The sequence below is a fragment of the Acinetobacter sp. NIPH 298 genome (assembly GCF_000369505.1).
Taxonomy (GTDB): domain Bacteria; phylum Pseudomonadota; class Gammaproteobacteria; order Pseudomonadales; family Moraxellaceae; genus Acinetobacter.
In genome coordinates this window covers 1,394,525-1,414,203 of the sequence record NZ_KB850055.1, presented here as the reverse complement: position 1 = coordinate 1,414,203, position 19,679 = coordinate 1,394,525, and the positions used below count along the sequence as shown (strand labels likewise).

Below are 19,679 nucleotides of genomic sequence, written 5' to 3'. Positions count from 1 at the left end.
CAAGGGGATTTATCAAAGAAGTCTATAAAAATGAATAAAGCCGAAAAGAATTAAAAACAGTAGCATAAAACCAGTGAGTTGAGTCTGGGATTCATTCGCTTGGTAAATAAGTAACAATGATTGAGAAATCTGTTTAAATTGACTAGCATAAAGCCCAAATGTTTCATCGGCGATCTGATATGTCTAATAGCAAAACTCGTGTGGCGACAATAATGTTGTGCAGCACTTTTTTATTGGCTGCATGCGGTAATTCAAACAACGAAACCGAAAAACGAGTTGAGATTAAACCTGCGCCGAAACTAACAAATGATGCAACCAGTTATGCAAATGCTGCATGGCAACTGATCAATCAAATTGATCCAATTGTTTACAATAAACAAGTGCATGATATTGAAGAAAAAGTGAGAAAGCCGATACGTCAACTGAGTACAGATTGGCGGATTAATGTCAAAATGACGGACTCCGTTACTGAGGGGAAGTATGCGCTTTGTCGTAAAGCCCTAACCAGTTTAGATAGCTGGGCAAGAGATGTGAGAGACAATGCGAATGGAGCTACGCAAAAGCAAGTAAGCTTTGAGCGTGATAAAGCTCAATGTAAAGATGCGATTGATAATCCTGCTTTGGGGAACACATCTCCTAAATAAGCATTCAATTAGCAATCCCTTACATTGCTCAATTTTCAGATTGATAGCTTGTATATATCGTCGATTGATTCATCGGCAGAACAAAAATCTTGTTCTGCCGTTAGATGGATAAAGCTGAAATAAAATAGCGAATAACCATAGCCTACGTCTTATACCTTATTTGCGTTATTTTAGACAATTACGCAACGAATGATAGAAAGGTCAATTGAGCTATAGATGCTGAGAGGTTGAATAAAATCATAAATTGTAAAAGAATAATTTTTAAAAAACGCTGAAACGATTGACTCATTTGTGGCGAATAAGTAGGATGAATTTCCTCAATTACGTAAGGAACCTGTGGCTAAAAGCCAAGTTCTCATATGGATACTCCCAGTTTAATTTCTGAAAATATTGGTCAATTCTCTTTCGCTTCCGCCCTTAGTGGGGATGCATTGCTTCTTTTACTATATGTTTTTTTAGCATTATTCTTTTCCTTTCTATGTTCGATTGCAGAAGCAACTTTACTCAGTATTACACCCAGTTATGTCGCAGGTCTAAACGAAACCGATCCTAAAAAAGCCGAACAATTAAGACGATTAAAAGAAGATAATATCGATCAGTCGCTCGCTGCGATTCTGACAGTAAATACAATAGCGCATACAGTAGGGGCAATTGGTGCTGGTGCAAAAGCAGTCACCGTATTTGGTCAAGTCTGGTTTGGCGTTTTTTCCGCGGTTATGACCTTATTGATTTTATTTGCTTCAGAGATCATTCCAAAAACATTAGGTGCCGTGTATTGGCGTCAACTTGCTGGTTTGACAGTGATTTATGTCAATTTCCTAATCAAAATCATGTATCCATTAATTCTCATTTCAGAAAAACTGACCAAGTTAATTTCAGGTGGCAAAAAAGTTCAGCAATTTAGCCGTGATGAATTTGTTGCGATGGCAGGTATTGGTAAAGAAGAGGGGATGCTGAATGATCGAGAATCTAAAATTATCCGTAACCTCTTTCTTTTTAAGTCTTTTGATGCCAGTACGGTGATGACACCACGAATCGTTGTCTCTGCGTTACAGAAAGATTTGACGGTCGATGAGGTGTTATCTATGCCGACAAGTTCTAATTTTTCACGTATACCAATTTATGATAATGATTTGGATAGTGTGGTTGGATTTGTACTACGTGAAGATTTGTTGGTTGCTAAAAACCACGGGCAAGGTGGGCATTCGATTAATGAGTTCCGCAGGGATATCATAACGGTCATGGCAAAAACACCTTTATCTCGATTAATGGAAATCTTACTGGAACAACGTCAACATATTGCACTTGTGGTTGGTGAGTATGGGGATACCAAAGGGGTCGTCACATTGGAAGATGTGGTTGAAACATTGCTTGGCATTGAGATTCTTGATGAGGGTGACAAGGTCGAGGATATGCAAAAACTAGCAAGACAACTTTGGGAGAAACGTGTTGGGAAAATGGGTATTCATTTAGACCCGCCTTCACAATAATAACGATGCCATTGTCGGTGAACGATGTCGACAGTGGCATATTTGGAGCGGAGTCGCTTAAACTTTTTATTTTTAGACTTTATTTGCTCGGGTAATTCTAGTCTTTTAGATCCCCTACTTTTGATAAGGTGATCAATTTTTCAAGATCAATCACTTCAATCTTTTTAAAGCCAAGTTGAATGACGCCTTGCTTTTCAAATAGGTTGAGTGCTTGATTTATGGTTTGTCTTGATACTGTCAGCATATTGGCAAGTTGATCCTGAGATATTTGAATATTCAGATCGTTAATAGACGCACGATTGCCATAACCTTCCAAAATAAACAGTAAACGTTGTGCTAAGCGTTGCGTGAGACTTTGTGTTTGAATAGCGATTTGCTCTAAAAAGACGTAGCGTAATTTTTGGCTGGTGAGTAAGGCAAAGTAATACCAATAATAAGGATATTGAGCCAAGATATCATTCAATGGCTGAGCAGGTATTTGTAGAATCACACTTTTTCTGAGAGCTATCGCATCATGCGAACGCACTTGCTTATCGATTAATGAAATTTCACCAAACCACATAATCGGTTCAGCAATGGCAGCAATCGCCTCATTACCGTTTACGTCTATATAACCCAAGCTGATTGAACCTTCGAGTACAGCATATACACCATCAAAAGGATCTTGAGCGTTAAACACAGCAGCGTTTTTTTCTACTGTATATTTTCGGCTATGTTGAATAATAAATTGCTGGAAAGCTTCTGAAAGTTGGTTAAACCACGAGTTTTGCTGCAAATGTTTGATATAAGTTGCTTCTAACACAAAATTTCCTTTGCAAAAAATAAATCCATTTGTCAGCTACATGACAACTTCATGATGATACTTCTTATAGATTAGCAGCATAAACCAATTGTAAGAGGAATAAATAATGACAAATTTGGAACGTTTACTTAGTCAATATGCTGCATACCATTTAGATCGGAACAATATTTTGACCCATTTTGTGGGGATACCTTTAATTGTTTTTTCAATCCTATGTTTAACCGCACGCGTTGGAGTAGAAATATCCGGCTTTTCAGTGACTTTGGCATCGATACTGATTTTAGTAAGTACGATTTACTATATTTCATTAGATAAGCTATTTGGAATTCTAATGCTGATTATATTCATTGCAGCATATCCACTTGCAGTCAAAATAGCAGCATTACCAATGTGGAGTTGGTTAGGTGTGAGTATCGGTATTTTTGTTGTAGGTTGGGTATTTCAGTTCGTAGGACATTATTTTGAGAAAAAAAAACCTGCATTTGTTGATGATTTAGTTGGTTTAGCAATTGGACCTCTATTTGTGTTAGCAGAGTTCATCTTCTTACTCGGATTCCGCAAGTCATTACATCAACGTATTTTAAAAGAAGCACAAATGAAACGTGCAGCGATGGATATGAAGCAGCAGCTTGTTTCTTAAAATACAGATTCAAAAAAAACCGCTAATAAGGTCTTTATTAGCGGCTTGGAAATCAAAAACTGATTTAAACGTTAAAACGGAAGTGAAGTACGTCACCGTCTTGAACAACGTATGTCTTACCTTCTAAGCGCCATTTACCTGCTTCTTTCGCGCCACTTTCACCGTTGTATTGAATGAAATCATCATAAGCAACACATTCTGCACGGATAAAGCCTTTTTCAAAGTCAGTGTGAATCACACCAGCCGCTTGTGGCGCAGTTGCACCTACTTTTACGGTCCAAGCACGAACTTCTTGTACACCAGCTGTGAAGTAAGTTTGTAAGCCAAGAAGTTTGTAACCCGCACGAATCACCACGTTCAAGCCTGGTTCTTCCATGCCCATTGCTTCTAAAAACTCCGCACGATCTTCATCTTCTAATAATGAAATCTCAGCTTCGATTTGGTTGCAAAGTGGAACAACGATTGCATTTTCTTCCGCAGCAAGTTTTTGTACTGCTTCAAGATGCGGGTTGTTTTCAAAACCATCTTCAGCCACGTTAGCAATATACATGGTTGGTTTAAGGGTCATTAAACCAAAACCACGGACTAATTTGCGCTCATCATCAGAAAGGTCGGCTGCGCGTGCTGGTTTGCCTTCATCAAGTAATGGCTGGATTTTTTCTAAAACAGCTTTGGTTGCAAGCGCTTCTTTGTCGCCACCTTTAGCTGATTTTGTTAAACGTAACAATGCTTTTGCAACCGTATCAAGGTCAGCAAGTGCAAGCTCGGTATTGATGGTTGCGATGTCATCTAATGGATCAATTTTGCCATTTACATGAATGACATTTTCATCTTCAAAACAACGTACTACGTGTGCAATCGCATCGGTTTCACGGATGTTGGCAAGGAATTGGTTTCCTAAACCTTCACCTTTAGATGCACCAGCAACCAGACCCGCAATATCAACAAACTCCATTGTGGTTGGAATAACACGCTGTGGCTTTACAATTGCAGAAAGTTTGTCTAAACGTGGATCTGGAACAGGAACAATCCCAGTGTTGGGTTCAATGGTACAGAACGGAAAGTTTTCAGCAGCAATAGCCGCCTTTGTTAACGCATTAAATAATGTAGATTTACCTACGTTTGGCAGACCAACAATACCGCAATTAAAACCCATGAAACCACTCACAAATGTGTTATTTAAAAATTGTTGCTGATTTTACATGAAAGCCATGACAAAGTCAGGTCATGGCTTAAGTGGATTATCAATTCGCGGTTAAACTTTGCGTTTATCGAGCTGTTTGGCAATATTATCGCCTGTACTTTGAACCAACATGACTAAAACGATTAGCACTACAATCACCGCCAACATCACTTGCATATCAAAACGTTGATAACCATAGCGATAGGCGATATCACCGAGACCGCCAGCGCCGATTGCGCCTGCAATCGCAGAGGAGCTGATCATGGTGACAATGGTCACGGTAAAGCCTGCAACAATGCCCGGCAGGGCTTCAGGAAGTAATACATGCCACAGAATTTGTTTACGATTACAACCCATGGCTTGTGCTGCCTCAATTAAGCCTTGATCAACTTCACGAAGACTGACTTCAGCAATACGGGCGAAGAAGGGAATCGCGGCGATGGTCAAAGGCACAATTGCAGCTAACACACCATAACTGGTTCCGACGATCCAACGGGTAAACGGAATCAAAGCCACCATTAAAATCAGAAAAGGTACAGAACGGGTAATATTAATTACCCATCCTAGAGGCTGATTAATTTTCTTGGAAGGATAAATCCCAAAATCAGCAGTACTCACCAGAATTAGGGCAATTGGTAGACCAATCAGAAAAGCAAAAATGGCGGAAACACCAACCATGACTAAGGTATCGGTCGTGCCTGTCAGTAACAGGTCAATGAGTTGATTGTGCATAACCGATCACCTCAAGTTGCGTAATTGCATGATGTTTTTCTAATGGTTGGTTATTTACGTCAAATTCCAGATTGTGAATGCCAACGATCAGTGAACCTATCGTATGTTGCTGAATGGTATTGATTTGACTGTGATAGATCTGAATTGGACGCTCAAAGACACTCAGCAATTCATATAAATCAGGAACCGATTTAGATTCACTGACATATTTCAGTTTGAAAATTTGATGCGTCGTGTGCTGATCAAAAGTTTGGCTCAATTCAAAAGGTAAATTGAGCTGTTCTAGCTTGAGTAATTCTTGCGTAATCTGTTGTTGTGGATTGGAAAATACTGACCAGACTTGACCCGATTCAACAATTTCACCTTGATCAATCACGACGACTTGATCACAAATCTCTTGGATGACTTGCATTTCATGCGTGATTAAGACAATGGTTATACCCAAGTCTTGGTTAATTTGTTTTAATAAAGCCAGAATATTGGCAGTACTTTCAGGATCAAGTGCTGAGGTGGCTTCATCACAGAGCAGGATTTCAGGCTGAGAAACCAAAGCACGAGCAATCCCGACACGTTGTTTCTGCCCACCAGAAAGTTGAGCAGGATAGTCATTCCGCTTTGCTTCTAAGCCAACCAGTGTCAGTACATCATTAACCCGCTGCTCAATTTCAGCCTTGTCATAACCTGCGATACGTAGCGGTAAAGCCACATTTTCCCACACAGTTTTGGCAGACATTAAATTAAAATGCTGAAATATCATGCCGATTTTCTGCCGAGTTTTGATCAGTTCGGCATGGCTTAGTTCAGCAATATTCTGCTGGTGAATCAAAATACTGCCCGTATCAATCGCTTCAAGACCATTCAAGGTACGGATCAGTGATGATTTACCTGCACCACTTTTCCCGATAATCCCAACAATCTGCGCTTTGGGAATATCGAGGGTAATGTCTTTTAAAGCGTGTAAGCGTTGGCCTTGTACTTCATAAAACTTATTTAAACCGCGTATTTTCAGATGTGGAACTGAAAAATCAACTTGTGAACCAAAACTCACCATGATAGTTCTCCTTATTTCCAGCCAGAAAACCAGAGCGTTGGACCAAAATCATTATCCAAGGCAGCTTTAACTTTTGGTGAGTTTTGATAAATCTCGACAAATTTCTGTAGTTTATGGTCTTTGTCCTGATAATCATCACGTACCACAAATAAAATGGCATAACGCTTATTGGTGTTGTCATCAAACAATAAGGCACTTTCAGGATCAGCCGTTTTGGCTAAACGTAAGTAATGTGGATAGCCAAAAGCGAGATCAACATCATCAATCGCACGTGCAGTCTGAGGGCCTTCAACTTCAGTAAATTTCAGGTTCTTCGGATTTGCTGTAATGTCTTTGAGTGCAGAAAGGTGATTGTTACTGTCTTTCAGTTCAATTAGCTTCGCTTGTTGCAATAGTAATAGTGCACGACCTTGATTCACTGGATCATTGGGAATGGCAACAGTTGCTCCATTCGGAAGTTCATCAAAACTTTTATATTTTTTTGAATACAACCCGACATGCGATGCCGCACCCACAGCAAAGGGTTTTAATTTAAAGCCTGTTTCCTTAATCGCGTTATCCAAAAATGGTTGATGCTGGAAAAAGTTCGCATCAATATCGCCATGATTTAAGGTGATATTGGGCGTATTCCAATCTGAAAACTCCACCAGTTTTACATTTAAACCTTGTTGTTTGGCTTCATCCGCAGCGACTTGTAGTGGATGTGCAAAAGAAGGGCTAATCCCAATCACCAATTCACTGCTATGATTCTGCCTTTGTTTATTCCAAATCAATAAGGCAACAATCACGACAACTGCGACAAGGCCAATACCGAGCCATTTTTTAGAGGCTGTTTGAGCCATATATTTCTCCAAATTTTTAAAAGTTAAGCACTTAGGTTTTCAATTATTTTCAATTTGTTGCTATTTTTATATTTGCTACATCGAAACTGATCGGCAGGATGGCTTGCTGCTAAATGATCACCTTGAGCAAAAAGCTTATTGCGCAATGAACCTGTGGCATATTCAGTTTTATAACGTCCACGCTGCTGTAACTCAGGGATTACTAGGCGAATAAAATCATGGTGTGATTCAGGTGCAACAGTACGCGTCAGGTTAAAACCATCAATGTCTGTTTGATCGAGCAGCTCAATCAGATATTCCGCAACTTCAGCAGCACTGCCGACAATGAGGGGATAACGTCCACCCAGAACATGCTGCGCTTTTAGATCATTTTTACTGATACGTTGTTCTTTAAACTTCTCATTAACGGAAGCAATGCTATTGCTCTTTTGATAAGGGATTGCTTCATCATCTGCAAACTGGGAAAGATCAATACCGACGGAGCTGGCATAATGCGCTAATCCTGCTTCAGGGCTGGCATATTGGCGATATTCAGCCAGTTTTTGCTGTGCAAGATCATGTGTTTCAGCAACAACAACAGTAATGCCGACAAAGATTTTAATTGCATCTTCATCACGGCCTTGTTGCTTCGCTTGTAGTCGTATTTTATTGACTTGTTGACGAATCTTTTCGGGTTGATCGCCACCAATAAAAATACATTCCGCATGGCGCGTGGCAAACTGTAGACCTTTCGGTGATGCACCTGCTTGGAATAACGTTGGAGTACGCTGTACAGAAGGCGCAACCTGAAATACACCTTGGCTTTGGTAGTATTGCCCTTGATGATTGATCGAGTGAACTTTATTTGGATCAGTAAAAACACGCTTTTGCTTATCTTTCTTTAAAGCATCATTTTCCCAAGAGCCTTCCCAATATTTATAGCAAAGCTGTAAAAACTCTTCGGCCTGATCATAACGTGCATCATGATCTTTTAAACCTTTTTGACCAATCAAGCGTTCGGCACTATCCAAATAGCCTGTGACAATGTTCCAGCCCAATCGACCTTGGGTTAAATGATCTAAACTGGCAAAACGCCGTGCAAACTGATAGGGATGTTCATAGCTTAGATTGACTGTGACACCAAAACTTAAATTTTGCGTGACCAGTGCCATTGCCGAAATCAGGGTAGAGGGATCATGGCTTGGCAATTGGATTGATTCTTTTAAGGTCAGATCGATACCATTTTGATAGACATCATAGACCCCTGTAATATCAGCAAGGAATAAACCATCAAACAAACCTCGTTCTAAATTTTGTGCGAGTTCAGTCCAATAATTCAGCTCATTAAAACGGTATGATTGATCACGTGGATGCGTCCACAAACCATGATTGATATGACCTACAGAGTTCATATCAAAGGCATTCAGTAAAATTTTCTTCGGGATACTTTGACTCATCACAGCGTCCCTCGGCGTGGTGGTAAGATACCGTTCAGGACATAATTGCCAATAAAGTAATATTTCCAGCGCGCAGCATCATGCAAGGTATGTACACGTGCATTACGCCAATGACGGTCGAGACCATCTGCACGTTGACTGCCACGACTGCCAGCCAATTCAATCAGTTTCGATGAGGCCTTTAATGCTGTTTCAGTGCTATGCGCACGGACTTTGGCGACATCGATTGAAGCTTTGGCTAAGCTTTCTGGATTGAGTTCATTTCTGGCAGCATCAACAGATTGAGCAGCTTGTTTGAGGAGTAATTCGCTGGCTTTAACATCAGTTGCCACGCGACCCAATTCAGACAGAGTTAATGGGTCTTGCGTCGCGGATTCAATATTGGCATCAATCCAAGGACGAGCCACACGGACACGCTCTAGGGTTTCTTCAAACGCTGCACGCGCAATCCCAACTTCAATTGCAGCATGCATGATCTGAGCAAATGGACCCACTAAAGATAGTTGCTTAAAGGCTGTGTCAAAAGGAATCACATCCTCTTTGGCAACAAAGACCTGATTAAATTTGACTGTACCGCTGCCCGTAGTCCGTTGCCCAAAGCCAGACCAGTCATCAATCAGTTCTAAACCTAGACTATCACGTTGTACAAAAGCCAAAAATTCGCGACCTGTTTCATCCACCACTAAGGTTGGAATACGATGCGCAAACAAACTGCCTGTGCAATAAAATTTTTCCCCTTGAATCAGATAACCTTTTTCGCTTGGGATTAAAGCTGTTTGTTTATGTGCAGAGGTACGGGTTTTAAACTCTGCCAGTGCATTACCGAAACGAGCACCTTGTAAAACTTCTTGATAGAGACGTTTCTTTTGTTGTTCCGTGCCTGTATTACGCAGCACTTCCAAAGCATAGAAATGATTTTGTGGAATTTGACCAATTGAACCATCCGCACCACTAAATAAAGCGATGACTTTGGCAACGGTTAGACTTGAAACGTCTGCACCACCATATTGTTTCGGTACCGTGATTGCCCATAGGCCTGATTGGCTATAGGTTTCGATTTCTCTAAAAGGTAAGTTCCGATTGGCATCACGTTCAACCGCAGCTTGTTTAAACTGCTGACTCAGCTTTGTGGCAATTTCCAATGCTTCTGTATCACTTTGAATGATATGAGCTGCTTTAAAATTGGTTTTGGCGAAACCTTGTAATTCTTGATATGAGGTCACTGTGATTTACTCCTTAAATCCAAGCGTGGCGGGCAGGGTGAGTACTATTGAGGTAATAATCACCAATGGCATGGAGTTTCCAACGCACAGGATCATGTAGGGTATGCACACGGGCATTACGCCAGTGCTGATCAAGGTGATGTTTGCTTAAGCTGGCACGACTACCGCCGAGTTCAAATAGTTTTTCGGAGATTTGCAGGGCTGCATCATTGGCGTAGATTTTTGCTTCGGCTACCAGAATCGAGGCGCGAGCGGCTTGCTTAGCAGAAAGCTCGGTGAGTTGATCAAGCTCATCCAGATATTCAGCGGCATCATCCAGTAATAAAATGGCTGTATCGAGCAGGATATTGAGCTTACCAACTTCTTGTAGGGTGTAATGTTCTTCAGTGGCTTTTTCCACGCCTGCATCAATAATTGGGCGCGCTTTACGCACGCTGGATAAGGTGTCATCAAAAGCGGCTTCGGCAATGCCAACATCAATCGCAACCTGTAAAAGTTGAGAATACGCACCACGAACATTTGGGGTGTCGGCAATAATACGCTCATCAAAAAATAAGGTTGGATCGGCGACAACATTGTGAAGTTTTACAGTTCCACTGGCTGTAGTACGTTGACCAAAGCCATTCCAGTCATTAATCACTTCAACACCATTTGCATGTCGATCAATAATCGCCAGTACGGTATGACCATTTGGATGTAGTGCTCGAATCGCTAGCCAATCCGCAAAGCTTGTTCCAGTTGAGTAAAATTTTTCCCCGTTTAAAAGGTATTGACCATTTTCCAAAGTTAAAGTGGTTTGAATGGCTTTAGTATCTTTAGAATTTTTCTCAGGCCCACCATTGGCAATTCGTTTGCCTGCAAGAATTTCAGCATAGATAAACTGCTTTTGAGCATCTGAACCTGTGATATTAATAAAATTTAACAGCCCGAATTGGTTTTGCGGGATTTGTCCGACATTGGCATCCGCTTTACTTAAAATACGAAACACATGGACCAAAGTCTTATTGGAGACAAAAGCTCCTCCATATTGTTGCGGTACACGAATGCCACCTAAACCTTTTTGACTAAAGTGAATAACTTGTTCTGTTGGTAAAATACGATCTTGATCACGTTCATTTCGTTCTTCTAATGCAAAGTCAGCAACTTGATAGGCAGCATTGATGGCCTGCTGATCATTTGAAATCAGTTGTACTGGAGCTTGGATCACTGATGGATTACTGGACATGTGAGCACCTCTAATAGATAAGAGGGACTTTACAAAAGTTTTACTTTTTCACTAAATCATTAGATGTGGCTTATATATCACAATAATTATTAAGTTTTTTTTTGTGAGAAAAATAATAGAAAAAATGATATTAAATTTTTAATTAAAACAATTGTTTATCAGGTGTAATGTTTGGTTGGATAGTACAGAAAAGTATTTTTCTATGAAAGAAATGAATAATCTAACCAGAAAAAGAGATAAAGAATTTTAGCCAAAATAAAAAAAGATAGAGCGAAAAGGACATTGTATTCATTAGATTTTACTTCTAAAGTATGAAAAACCTTATGTTTGATTGAATAGAAAAATAAATTTGGAGTATATATGCGGGTTTTATACCAATTTCCTTTATCTCATTATTGTGAAAAAGCTCGCTGGTTGTTAGATCATAAGGAATTGGATTATGTGGCACATAATTTAATTCCTGGTTTTCATCGTGCGTTTACCTATCTAAAGTCTGGGCAATATTTATTACCAATGCTGAAAGACGATAAACAATGGATTGCTGATTCAACTCAAATTGCTTTGTATCTTGATACAACCTATCCTGAACATGCCTTGTTAAGACGTGATGAACAATTACGTGAGCAGGCTTTAGAAATTGATGAACTGTCTAGAGAACTCGGTATTCATGTACGCCGTTGGTCATTGGCTCAAGCACTATCTGTGGGGGATCATCCCCTTGAAATTATGATGGGTGAGCAGGGCTATCTACGTCAGTTTGAAAAGATTTCCAAACCTATTTTAAGGAGTTTAGTCTCGACGAATTACAAGCTAAACCCTGAAAAAGTCGCTCAATCAAAAATTCGTATGACTGAACTCATCACCGATTTAAATCAACGCCTGATTGATAATCAAGGGCGCTATTTGGTTGGAGATCGCCTTGGTTTGGCTGATATTGCTGTTTGTTCAATGCTTGCACCGTTATTGATGATTAAAGGTACGCCGTGGGAGTTGGAAAATGATGATGTTGATCTCCTCACAGGTGAGCTGAAACAGTATCATGATGACTTAAATGATTTGCCCCTTGGACAATATGTACAACGCATTTATGCCACTGAGCGTAATGCGCGAGTCGATTGGCGCGGGCTTTAACAATGATTGTTTAATAAGTAAATATTGCAGAAACCGAGTGAAAAATAAGCTCGGTTTTTTGTTGTTTCATCTATTTGAAATTCGATTGATATATGATTTTGAATAACCGCATTAAGCAGTTCATCTAAGAAGCTTTTTCAAAATGAATGTCATTTATCTCAATGGAGCATCATCAGCAAAATGACCTGTTGGAAAATATGATACTTTCGGTCTAATAGCATCTGATAAATGAAAAAATAACAGTTTGAATATGTACATATCAAATTGGGTCGAAATTTATCAATTTAATATGAGAACTAAGACAATCAGCTAATCAATTAAAGACAATTGTATATATAATAATCCTTAGTGCACTAGTCGGTTTTAGTCTGTGATCCAGAACTAAAAACATAAAAAAAGAGGGAATACCATGAAAAAGCTGCAATTTATAGCAGATTGCCCTAAACATGGGGTAATTGATCATCCACCCAATGAATGCTATATCACGCAAGAATACGTGGCCGCACTACTATATAAACAATTAGAACAATATGGCTTCGATGCACAACATATGCGTCATGAGCATGAAAAAATTGAAGTGTGTATTGATAATCATCAATTACCACTCTCTATTTTATGTTCTCAGCAAGATACCGAGGGGCATATTTTGTGCGAGATTTCTGCAAATCCACAACAAGAACAAGCTTGGTTTGAAAAGATTGAAACTCAAAGTATTATTCGTCAGTTGGCTCAAGCTGTTGAAAATAGCTTAAAAGCCGAACATAGTTTTTCAAAGTTTGTTTGGAAAAGTTAGTTGCTTGAGCTTATATGTTAGTTAATATATTGGGTTTAAATAAGATTTAAAAATAAAATATGGATTAGGGCTTTGAGCCTGTATCTTTAAAAGATGATTGAAAAGAAGCTCAAGGCTGAGCTTCTTAAACTTTTACATTAATTTGAAACAGATCCTTATCCAATTCGATAAAGTCAATTTCACAATCAATAAATTTTTCAATCATTGCTGCTTGTGTACGAGTATGTTCACTAATACATTTCGCCGTAAATTCACCACCTTGACCCAATGCTAAAGGTAAGAGGAGTTGATCAGCGAGATACTCATCAACGACAGCTTTGGACACAAGATAAAGCTTCACTTTTTCTGCCAAGTGATTTGCTATTTGTTCGGCACTTTTTCGCATTTCGCCTAAAGCTGTGAATAGCTGAGTGTGATTTTCGTGCTCAACTTTGACATACGCCGTATTTCCTTGGCTGATCCCATTTAAATGGAATTGCTGTTGAGTGTCTAAATTCAGTTTTTTATTTAAAGTTGCCAATTCCCGTTGTACGATTTGTGCTTCTTCGGAAAGATTCAATACTGCTGCAAAAGCTCCAGTACTTTGTAAAGCACCACGATCTAATAAACTTAGCTTGTTTCGATGTTGCCACGGCTGAATTTTAATTTGAATTTCACCAGCACCAATCGGGAAGAAGCCTGCTTTGTTTAACTTAAACTCGACCTTTATTCCAAGTTTTTCTAATGCAGGCAAAAAGCAATGCTCAATAAAATCTGCTGTTGGTGCAAGTGGGTTGTGTGTGCCACCAGAAATCGTGAGTTCACTGGTTTCATTTTGTAATAATAAAGCAGGCAATAGAGTCTGAAAAACCAATGTTGTGCTTCCAGCGGAACCAATCTGGAAGTCATATTTTCCGCTTTGTACATGCTGTGGCGCAAAGTACAAACGCTGGCTATGCAGTTCAGCCCCTTCAACATAGGCTTGGCTGATATGTTGAGATGCCTGTACACAGACCAAATGCTGACGCATTAAGCCTGGCTTTTTACGCCCAGCACGAATGTTGATTAATTCAAATGCTTGACCTGTAATCATCGAAAGGGTAAGGGCGGTTCTTAAAATTTGTCCACCACCTTCACCTTGTGAACCATTAATCTGGATGGTTGCTGGCATATTTGCCAAAGCCTTATTCACTTCTATTTTCCTTATTTTCTAATTAAATGAACATACTGTCAGTACATGGTAATGCGAAGTAACGCGTAACTTTGCTTTTGGCAAAGGTTTACTAGGTACATGGTGCTGAGCCTAATCAGTGAAGATTGATGCACGGCTCACATGCTGCCATAGCCGCCTGAATTATTTTCAATCCCTCAGATCGGAGTAACGCAGGATCTTGTACTCGCCCAGTATGTCCAGACTGTGATTGTGAACTAAATTCACAAAATCTGTTGTCTATTCGACTAAATCAATCTGCCAGTTTGCAGCCTGAATCTTGATATTTAAATCACGTAGTTTCGCGCTGATATCATCGGCTTGTTTTTGCAAGCTAGAAACAGGGATGACCTTTTGCCATTTAATCTCACGTGAGCTATAACGGTCCGGCTCACGATTCGTATTGGCAATCGCATCAATGAGAATCTTATGTTGTTCAGCATAACTATCACGTAAGCTTAATAGGGACAGCAATAGGTTGCCATCCTCCAATTTTGCTTGTGCATTGGTCAAATGAATACGACAAATCAATTGATTGCTTTCTTGGGTTAAAGCAAACACTTGTTTGATCAGTTCATTTGGATCTTCGCTGGGTTCATCACCATCTTGTACCAATACATTGGCATTGATCCGTTGTTTTAATGAAGCGAGCTTTTTTTGTTGATCGCTTCGCTGTAAAAGTGCTTCTGCGAGTTTCATTTTATTTTCCTTTTATTCAATATGTACAATAACTAAGTTTGAAACACCTTCCAATTCCATACTAAATTTTGCAAATTCAATAACCTCATCTAAAGTTTGATTTTCATGCCAAGTTGTCATGAAGCAATTATTGGCTGGTGGTTGATAGTTATAAAAACCTAGATATGTTTCATCTAGGACATCATCCCAAATAGAGCACTCATATCCTGTCACCATTGCCTGAGTGCATAGTTTTGAATAGACAATCTGCTCACAAATCCAATTACGCCATTCAGGCAGGATTTGCTTAGTACCCACAATCAGAATGATGTAATAGGATTGCTCAGGTAGTACGAGATCAGCATCTTCATTTGTCCTGATTCTATAGCTCCGAATATCTAAACAATCCTTTTTCATCATTACCCCTTAACACAAACCACTTGTCTTAGTGTATAAACCACTTCAACCAAATCTTTTTGCGCATTCATTACGTCTTCAATCGGTTTATAAGCTGATGGAATTTCATCAATTACAGCAGCATCTTTACGGCATTCCACACCTTCAGTCTGAGCAATCTGATCTTCAACCGTAAAGCGACGTTTCGCTTCAGCACGGCTCATCACACGACCTGCACCATGCGAACATGAACAAAAAGACTCCTGATTTCCAAGACCACGTACAATAAAGGACTTGGCTCCCATTGAACCGGGAATGATTCCATACTCACCTAAACGTGCACTTACAGCACCTTTACGGGTTACCATCACTTCTTCGCCATAATGTTCTTCCTTTTCCACATAATTATGGTGACAGTTCACCGCTTCCAATTTTGCATTAAATGGTTTTGGAATAATCGTTGCCAAAGCTTTAATCGCTGACTGCATCATGATTTCACGATTTTTCATTGCAAAGCGTTGTGCCCAACCTACAGCAAACCAATAATCATTAAAATGCTCAGTTCCTTCAACTAAATACGCCAAGTCTTTATTCGGCAAATTAATGAAATGCTTTTGCATATCTTTTCGTGCAAGCTCGATAAAATGATTACCGATGGCATTACCTACACCGCGAGAACCTGAGTGCAACATAATCCAAACATGATCATGTTCATCCAAACAGACTTCGACGAAGTGATTTCCCGTCCCTAAAGTTCCTAATTGTTTGCGATTGTTGGTGTTTTTAAGACGAGGGTGCTTCGCACAAATCAACTCAAAATCAGCCACTAAGTCTGCCCAAGCTTGATCCACCATTTCAGGTGGGTTTTCCCAAGATCCACGATCTCGTCCTCGGCCTTTAGTCATTCCATGTGGAATTAAACGTTCAAGTTCTGTACGTAATCCATGTAAGTTATCTGGTAAATCAGAGGCGGTTAAGCTGGTTCGAGTTGCCATCATTCCACAGCCGATGTCGACGCCAACAGCCGCAGGAATAATCGCGCCTTTGGTTGGAATCACACTTCCAATGGTTGCCCCTAAACCAAAGTGCACGTCTGGCATTACCGCCATCCATTTATAAATAAATGGCATTTGGGCAGTTTGTAGTAATTGTTGTTTTGAGTTGTCATCAACAAGAACACCTTTGGTCCACATTTTCACAGGCATGCTTTTTTCACTATGTAGAACTTGATAAGCACGTTGTTGCTGTTCTTGTTCAAATTGAGCTTGTTGATTGACTTGTTCAATGACAGACATTTTCATTTTTCCTTTCAAAGCCTGCCTGCCAAGCGTTTGCAGGCAGGTGTTATTCACAATATCCCAATGATGTTGTGTGCTTATACTATTGCAGCGACTGTGCCAATATTTTAAAAAGCGAATCAAAATTATTGTAAGTTATTGATAATAATTGTAAATAAAATTTATACTACTCTGGGTTAATATGTTGGGGTATATTTTTTAATATAAAATATCTATTTATATAGATATAAATATATCTTAAAGGATATGCGATCTATTCTGTAATTTTACAGATAGATCGCATAACAAGAGGTGTATTAGGATTTATCAATTTTTAAGAGTTGACCAGTTTCATCTAAACTAAATTGGTCAAAATCATGTGCTAAATAAAAATTGCCTTTGTAAAACGCTCTGACTTCCTCCGCGATGGCCTGCTGCCCAGCACTATCTTGATGTCGCGGACTAAAGTGCGTGAGAATGAGATTGCTTAATCCTTGTTGTTGGGCAAATTCAGCCACTATTTTTGCCGAACTATGCATCGGACCTTGACCCACTTTATCTAGAACTGCTTGAGTATAGGTGCTTTCATGAATCAACAGTTGAGCATCTTGACATGACTGAGCTAATAACTCAGGACGATCATTGTCACCACCAACAATCGCGTGAACGCGCTGTATATGCGTTTGAATAAAATCACTCGCTTTTAAGGTTTGATCATTCAACTGAATATCTTTGCCTTGTTGTAAATCACCCCAAGCTTTACCTTTAGGTACACCAAGTTGAATTAAAGCCTGTGTGTCTAATTTATTTTGGGTGTGTTGCGTGATAATACTAAATGCAAAGCTGGGTACTCGATGGCTAAGTGGGTGGGCTTGAATTGAAAGTTCATCCGTCAATTGCTGTATTTGAGTCGCCTCATTCACATCAATGAAATTGAGTTGATAAGGCAGATGTAGATCGGTAAGTTGTGTAGTTGCTTCAAACCATTTTTGAATTTCTTTGGGGGCGATAATCGTTATGGGAGCAGTACGTGCATTCATGCCAGCACTTGCCAATAAGCCGACTAGCCCATAACAATGATCGCCATGTACATGGGTAATACAGACCGCAATCAGATTTTGTAAAGAAAGTTTGGCTTGTTGAATACGGTGTTGTGTGCCTTCACCTGCATCGACCAAAATCCAGTCTTTGTTTTTACTGTTTCGTATCGCTAAACCCGAAACATTACGAGTGAGTGTGGGTACACCTGAAGATGTACCTAAAAAAGTAAAATGAAGCATATTGTTGGAATTTTTCACTTAAATGCGTATTGTATATTATAGACATTTATAAAATTTTATAGAAATCATGACGGATGTGAAAAAAACAGTCGTAATTGGCTTTGTTGGTTCAACTTTAGATCAAGGAAAACGTCCTGATCGCTGGCAACGTTGGCGTCCAACGCTGAGCCTATTGATGCATGAAGATCTAATTGTAGATGAGCTGGTCTTATTGCATGATCGGCAACATCATAATTTGGTGAAGTTTATTGCTGAAGATGCAAAGGATGTGTCGCCATCAACAACAATATCAGGTCATCGAGTGAGTATTCGTGATCCTTGGGATTTTGCCGAGGTATATGGTGCACTTTATGATTTTATAAAAAAATATTCATTTGATACTGAAAAAAATAACTATCTTTTGCATATTACGACTGGAACGCACGTTGGCCAAATTTGTTGGTATCTTTTGGTCGACGCGAATTATTTACCAGCCAAACTGATTCAAAGTGCGCCAAACCAACAGAAAACACCTGAGGGTGAATATCGCATCATTGATCTGGACTTATCTCGATATGATGTCTTAAAGCAGCGTTTTGAAGATGAACAACAACAAAATTGGCAACAGCTAAAAGCCAATATCTCAACCTATAACCTTGAGTTTAATCGGCTGATTAGTGAAGTTGAGTTGGTCGCAACACGGTCTAGTGCGCCGATTTTGATTATGGGTGCAACAGGTGTTGGGAAATCTCATTTGGCTAAACAAATCTTTCAACTCAAGAAAGACAAGTTTCATTTGAGTGGACGGTTTATTGATGTGAACTGCGCCACTTTACGTGGTGACAGTGCCATGTCGAGTTTGTTTGGGCATATCAAAGGAGCCTTTACAGGCGCAGCAGCTTCTCGGATAGGTTTGTTGAAAAGTGCCGATCAAGGCATTTTATTTCTGGATGAAATTGGCGAGCTTGGATTAGATGAGCAAGCCATGTTGCTCAAAGCACTCGAAGATAAAACCTTTTTTCCTGTCGGTAGCGATAAGGAAGTTCAGGCAGATTTTCAACTGATTGCGGGGACAAATCGAGATTTGAGAACCGAGGTGCAAGCAGGGCGTTTTCGCGAGGACTTATGGGCGCGACTCAATACATGGACTTTCTTTTTGCCAAATCTGAAAGATCGTGTTGAAGATATCGCGCCGAATATTGAGTTCGAGCTACAACGATTTGCTGCTAATCATCAACGTCAACTTCGTTTTCAGCGTGACGCTTTAGATCTATATGTGAAATTTGCCAAGTCGAAAGATGCTTCTTGGCAGGGAAATTTCAGAGATTTAACCGCAAGTGTGACGCGTTTAGCGACATTATCGGATGGAGAGTTGATTCGCTCTGAAACAGTGGAAAAAGAGATTCATCGTTTAAAACAATTGTGGTCTATTCAGAAACATTCACATGATGAAAATGATCAAGATATTTTGCTGAAATATTTAGATCAAATGCAATTAATGGAAATTGATGAATTTGACCAGATTCAGCTACGTGGTGTGCTTGAGGTTTGTGAAAATGCAAAATCAATGGCGGATGCTGGGCGACAGCTTTTTGCTGCTTCACGCCAGCAAAGAAATACCACCAATGATAGTGACCGAGTCAAAAAGTATTTGGCTCGGTTTGGCTTGAGTTGGAGTGATTTCTAAT

19 protein-coding genes are annotated in these 19,679 nt (G+C 39.7%); 6 read left to right on the top strand and 13 right to left on the bottom strand.

Translation table 11 applies throughout. The features are described 5' to 3' along the window. Positions 1-179 precede the first annotated feature (179 nt). On the top strand, positions 180-644 hold the full coding sequence (locus F903_RS11655) for a hypothetical protein (protein WP_005197261.1): 465 nt from the start codon (positions 180-182) through the stop codon (positions 642-644). A 359-nt stretch (positions 645-1,003) separates the two neighbouring features. After that, on the top strand, positions 1,004-2,134 hold the full coding sequence (locus tag F903_RS11650; RefSeq protein WP_005197260.1) for a CNNM domain-containing protein: 1,131 nt from the start codon (positions 1,004-1,006) through the stop codon (positions 2,132-2,134). 97 nt (positions 2,135-2,231) lie between these two features. Here F903_RS11650 and F903_RS11645 read toward each other — a convergent pair whose 3' ends face one another. Next, positions 2,232-2,936, bottom strand: coding sequence for a Crp/Fnr family transcriptional regulator (locus F903_RS11645; protein ID WP_005197259.1), 705 nt, complete (start codon positions 2,934-2,936; stop codon positions 2,232-2,234). Between the two features lie 106 nt (positions 2,937-3,042). Here F903_RS11645 and F903_RS11640 point away from each other — a divergent pair, with 106 nt between their 5' ends. Continuing rightward, positions 3,043-3,576: an Mpo1 family 2-hydroxy fatty acid dioxygenase gene (locus tag F903_RS11640; protein ID WP_005197258.1), complete on the top strand. Its 534-nt coding sequence runs from the start codon at positions 3,043-3,045 to the stop codon at positions 3,574-3,576. A gap of 64 nt (positions 3,577-3,640) precedes the next feature. On the opposite strand, the gene ychF is transcribed toward F903_RS11640, so the two are convergent. From ychF to F903_RS11605, 7 genes are all read right to left on the bottom strand, one after another. Beyond that, positions 3,641-4,732 carry a redox-regulated ATPase YchF gene (gene ychF, locus F903_RS11635; RefSeq protein WP_005197257.1) on the bottom strand — a complete coding sequence of 364 codons (1,092 nt, stop codon included), beginning with the start codon at positions 4,730-4,732 and terminating at the stop codon, positions 3,641-3,643. A gap of 99 nt (positions 4,733-4,831) precedes the next feature. Beyond that, complete coding sequence (locus F903_RS11630) at positions 4,832-5,491, bottom strand: methionine ABC transporter permease (protein ID WP_005197256.1); 660 nt, start codon at positions 5,489-5,491, stop codon at positions 4,832-4,834. Next, positions 5,472-6,542, bottom strand: a complete 1,071-nt coding sequence (locus F903_RS11625; RefSeq protein ID WP_005197255.1) for a methionine ABC transporter ATP-binding protein — start codon at positions 6,540-6,542, stop codon at positions 5,472-5,474. Before F903_RS11625 ends, F903_RS11630 begins: the two co-directional genes overlap by 20 nt. Positions 6,543-6,553: 11 nt before the next feature. After that, positions 6,554-7,384, bottom strand: coding sequence for a MetQ/NlpA family ABC transporter substrate-binding protein (locus tag F903_RS11620; protein ID WP_005197254.1), 831 nt, complete (start codon positions 7,382-7,384; stop codon positions 6,554-6,556). Positions 7,385-7,407: 23 nt separating this feature from the next. Further along, positions 7,408-8,820, bottom strand: a complete 1,413-nt coding sequence (locus F903_RS11615; RefSeq protein ID WP_005197253.1) for an LLM class flavin-dependent oxidoreductase — start codon at positions 8,818-8,820, stop codon at positions 7,408-7,410. Beyond that, complete coding sequence (locus tag F903_RS11610) at positions 8,820-10,043, bottom strand: SfnB family sulfur acquisition oxidoreductase (protein WP_005197251.1); 1,224 nt, start codon at positions 10,041-10,043, stop codon at positions 8,820-8,822. Before F903_RS11610 ends, F903_RS11615 begins: the two co-directional genes overlap by 1 nt. A gap of 13 nt (positions 10,044-10,056) precedes the next feature. Continuing rightward, entirely contained in the window at positions 10,057-11,268 is a 1,212-nt protein-coding gene (locus tag F903_RS11605; protein WP_005197249.1) for an SfnB family sulfur acquisition oxidoreductase, read from the bottom strand. A gap of 360 nt (positions 11,269-11,628) precedes the next feature. Between F903_RS11605 and F903_RS11600 the strand changes: the two genes are divergently transcribed. Then, positions 11,629-12,399, top strand: a complete 771-nt coding sequence (locus tag F903_RS11600; protein WP_005197247.1) for a glutathione S-transferase family protein — start codon at positions 11,629-11,631, stop codon at positions 12,397-12,399. Positions 12,400-12,808: 409 nt separating this feature from the next. Beyond that, positions 12,809-13,192 (top strand): hypothetical protein, encoded by a 384-nt coding sequence (locus F903_RS11595; protein ID WP_004671451.1) that lies wholly within the window; start codon positions 12,809-12,811, stop codon positions 13,190-13,192. 124 nt (positions 13,193-13,316) lie between these two features. Here F903_RS11595 and rtcA read toward each other — a convergent pair whose 3' ends face one another. From rtcA to F903_RS11570, 5 genes are all read right to left on the bottom strand, one after another. Further along, positions 13,317-14,363 carry an RNA 3'-terminal phosphate cyclase gene (rtcA, locus tag F903_RS11590; RefSeq protein ID WP_005197244.1) on the bottom strand — a complete coding sequence of 349 codons (1,047 nt, stop codon included), beginning with the start codon at positions 14,361-14,363 and terminating at the stop codon, positions 13,317-13,319. 258 nt (positions 14,364-14,621) lie between these two features. Next, positions 14,622-15,080, bottom strand: coding sequence for a DIP1984 family protein (locus tag F903_RS11585; RefSeq protein WP_005197242.1), 459 nt, complete (start codon positions 15,078-15,080; stop codon positions 14,622-14,624). A 12-nt stretch (positions 15,081-15,092) separates the two neighbouring features. Then, positions 15,093-15,476 carry a DUF7684 family protein gene (locus tag F903_RS11580; RefSeq protein WP_005197240.1) on the bottom strand — a complete coding sequence of 128 codons (384 nt, stop codon included), beginning with the start codon at positions 15,474-15,476 and terminating at the stop codon, positions 15,093-15,095. 2 nt (positions 15,477-15,478) lie between these two features. Further along, on the bottom strand, positions 15,479-16,750 hold the full coding sequence (locus F903_RS11575; RefSeq protein ID WP_005197238.1) for an RtcB family protein: 1,272 nt from the start codon (positions 16,748-16,750) through the stop codon (positions 15,479-15,481). A 299-nt stretch (positions 16,751-17,049) separates the two neighbouring features. Further along, positions 17,050-18,012: a ribonuclease Z gene (locus tag F903_RS11570; protein ID WP_005197236.1), complete on the bottom strand. Its 963-nt coding sequence runs from the start codon at positions 18,010-18,012 to the stop codon at positions 17,050-17,052. Between the two features lie 67 nt (positions 18,013-18,079). Here F903_RS11570 and rtcR point away from each other — a divergent pair, with 67 nt between their 5' ends. Further along, the gene (gene rtcR, locus F903_RS11565; RefSeq protein WP_005197234.1) at positions 18,080-19,678 is read left to right on the top strand and encodes an RNA repair transcriptional activator RtcR; all 1,599 of its coding nucleotides are present in this window, start codon (positions 18,080-18,082) and stop codon (positions 19,676-19,678) included. The last annotated feature ends 1 nt before the right edge of the window (position 19,679 follow it).

What these genes read in the sequence shown, in the direction of transcription:
- F903_RS11605 (WP_005197249.1), bottom strand. Translation starts at nt 11,268, where the DNA reads ATGTCCAGTAATCCATCAGTGATCCAAGCTCCAGTACAACTGATTTCA.
- F903_RS11595 (WP_004671451.1), top strand. Translation starts at nt 12,809, where the DNA reads ATGAAAAAGCTGCAATTTATAGCAGATTGCCCTAAACATGGGGTAATT.
- F903_RS11650 (WP_005197260.1), top strand. Translation starts at nt 1,004, where the DNA reads ATGGATACTCCCAGTTTAATTTCTGAAAATATTGGTCAATTCTCTTTC.
- F903_RS11580 (WP_005197240.1), bottom strand. Translation starts at nt 15,476, where the DNA reads ATGAAAAAGGATTGTTTAGATATTCGGAGCTATAGAATCAGGACAAAT.
- F903_RS11630 (WP_005197256.1), bottom strand. Translation starts at nt 5,491, where the DNA reads ATGCACAATCAACTCATTGACCTGTTACTGACAGGCACGACCGATACC.
- F903_RS11585 (WP_005197242.1), bottom strand. Translation starts at nt 15,080, where the DNA reads ATGAAACTCGCAGAAGCACTTTTACAGCGAAGCGATCAACAAAAAAAG.
- F903_RS11620 (WP_005197254.1), bottom strand. Translation starts at nt 7,384, where the DNA reads ATGGCTCAAACAGCCTCTAAAAAATGGCTCGGTATTGGCCTTGTCGCA.
- F903_RS11600 (WP_005197247.1), top strand. Translation starts at nt 11,629, where the DNA reads ATGCGGGTTTTATACCAATTTCCTTTATCTCATTATTGTGAAAAAGCT.
- ychF (WP_005197257.1), bottom strand. Translation starts at nt 4,732, where the DNA reads ATGGGTTTTAATTGCGGTATTGTTGGTCTGCCAAACGTAGGTAAATCT.
- F903_RS11640 (WP_005197258.1), top strand. Translation starts at nt 3,043, where the DNA reads ATGACAAATTTGGAACGTTTACTTAGTCAATATGCTGCATACCATTTA.
- F903_RS11625 (WP_005197255.1), bottom strand. Translation starts at nt 6,542, where the DNA reads ATGGTGAGTTTTGGTTCACAAGTTGATTTTTCAGTTCCACATCTGAAA.
- F903_RS11570 (WP_005197236.1), bottom strand. Translation starts at nt 18,012, where the DNA reads ATGCTTCATTTTACTTTTTTAGGTACATCTTCAGGTGTACCCACACTC.
- F903_RS11655 (WP_005197261.1), top strand. Translation starts at nt 180, where the DNA reads ATGTCTAATAGCAAAACTCGTGTGGCGACAATAATGTTGTGCAGCACT.
- rtcR (WP_005197234.1), top strand. Translation starts at nt 18,080, where the DNA reads ATGACGGATGTGAAAAAAACAGTCGTAATTGGCTTTGTTGGTTCAACT.
- F903_RS11615 (WP_005197253.1), bottom strand. Translation starts at nt 8,820, where the DNA reads ATGAGTCAAAGTATCCCGAAGAAAATTTTACTGAATGCCTTTGATATG.
- F903_RS11575 (WP_005197238.1), bottom strand. Translation starts at nt 16,750, where the DNA reads ATGTCTGTCATTGAACAAGTCAATCAACAAGCTCAATTTGAACAAGAA.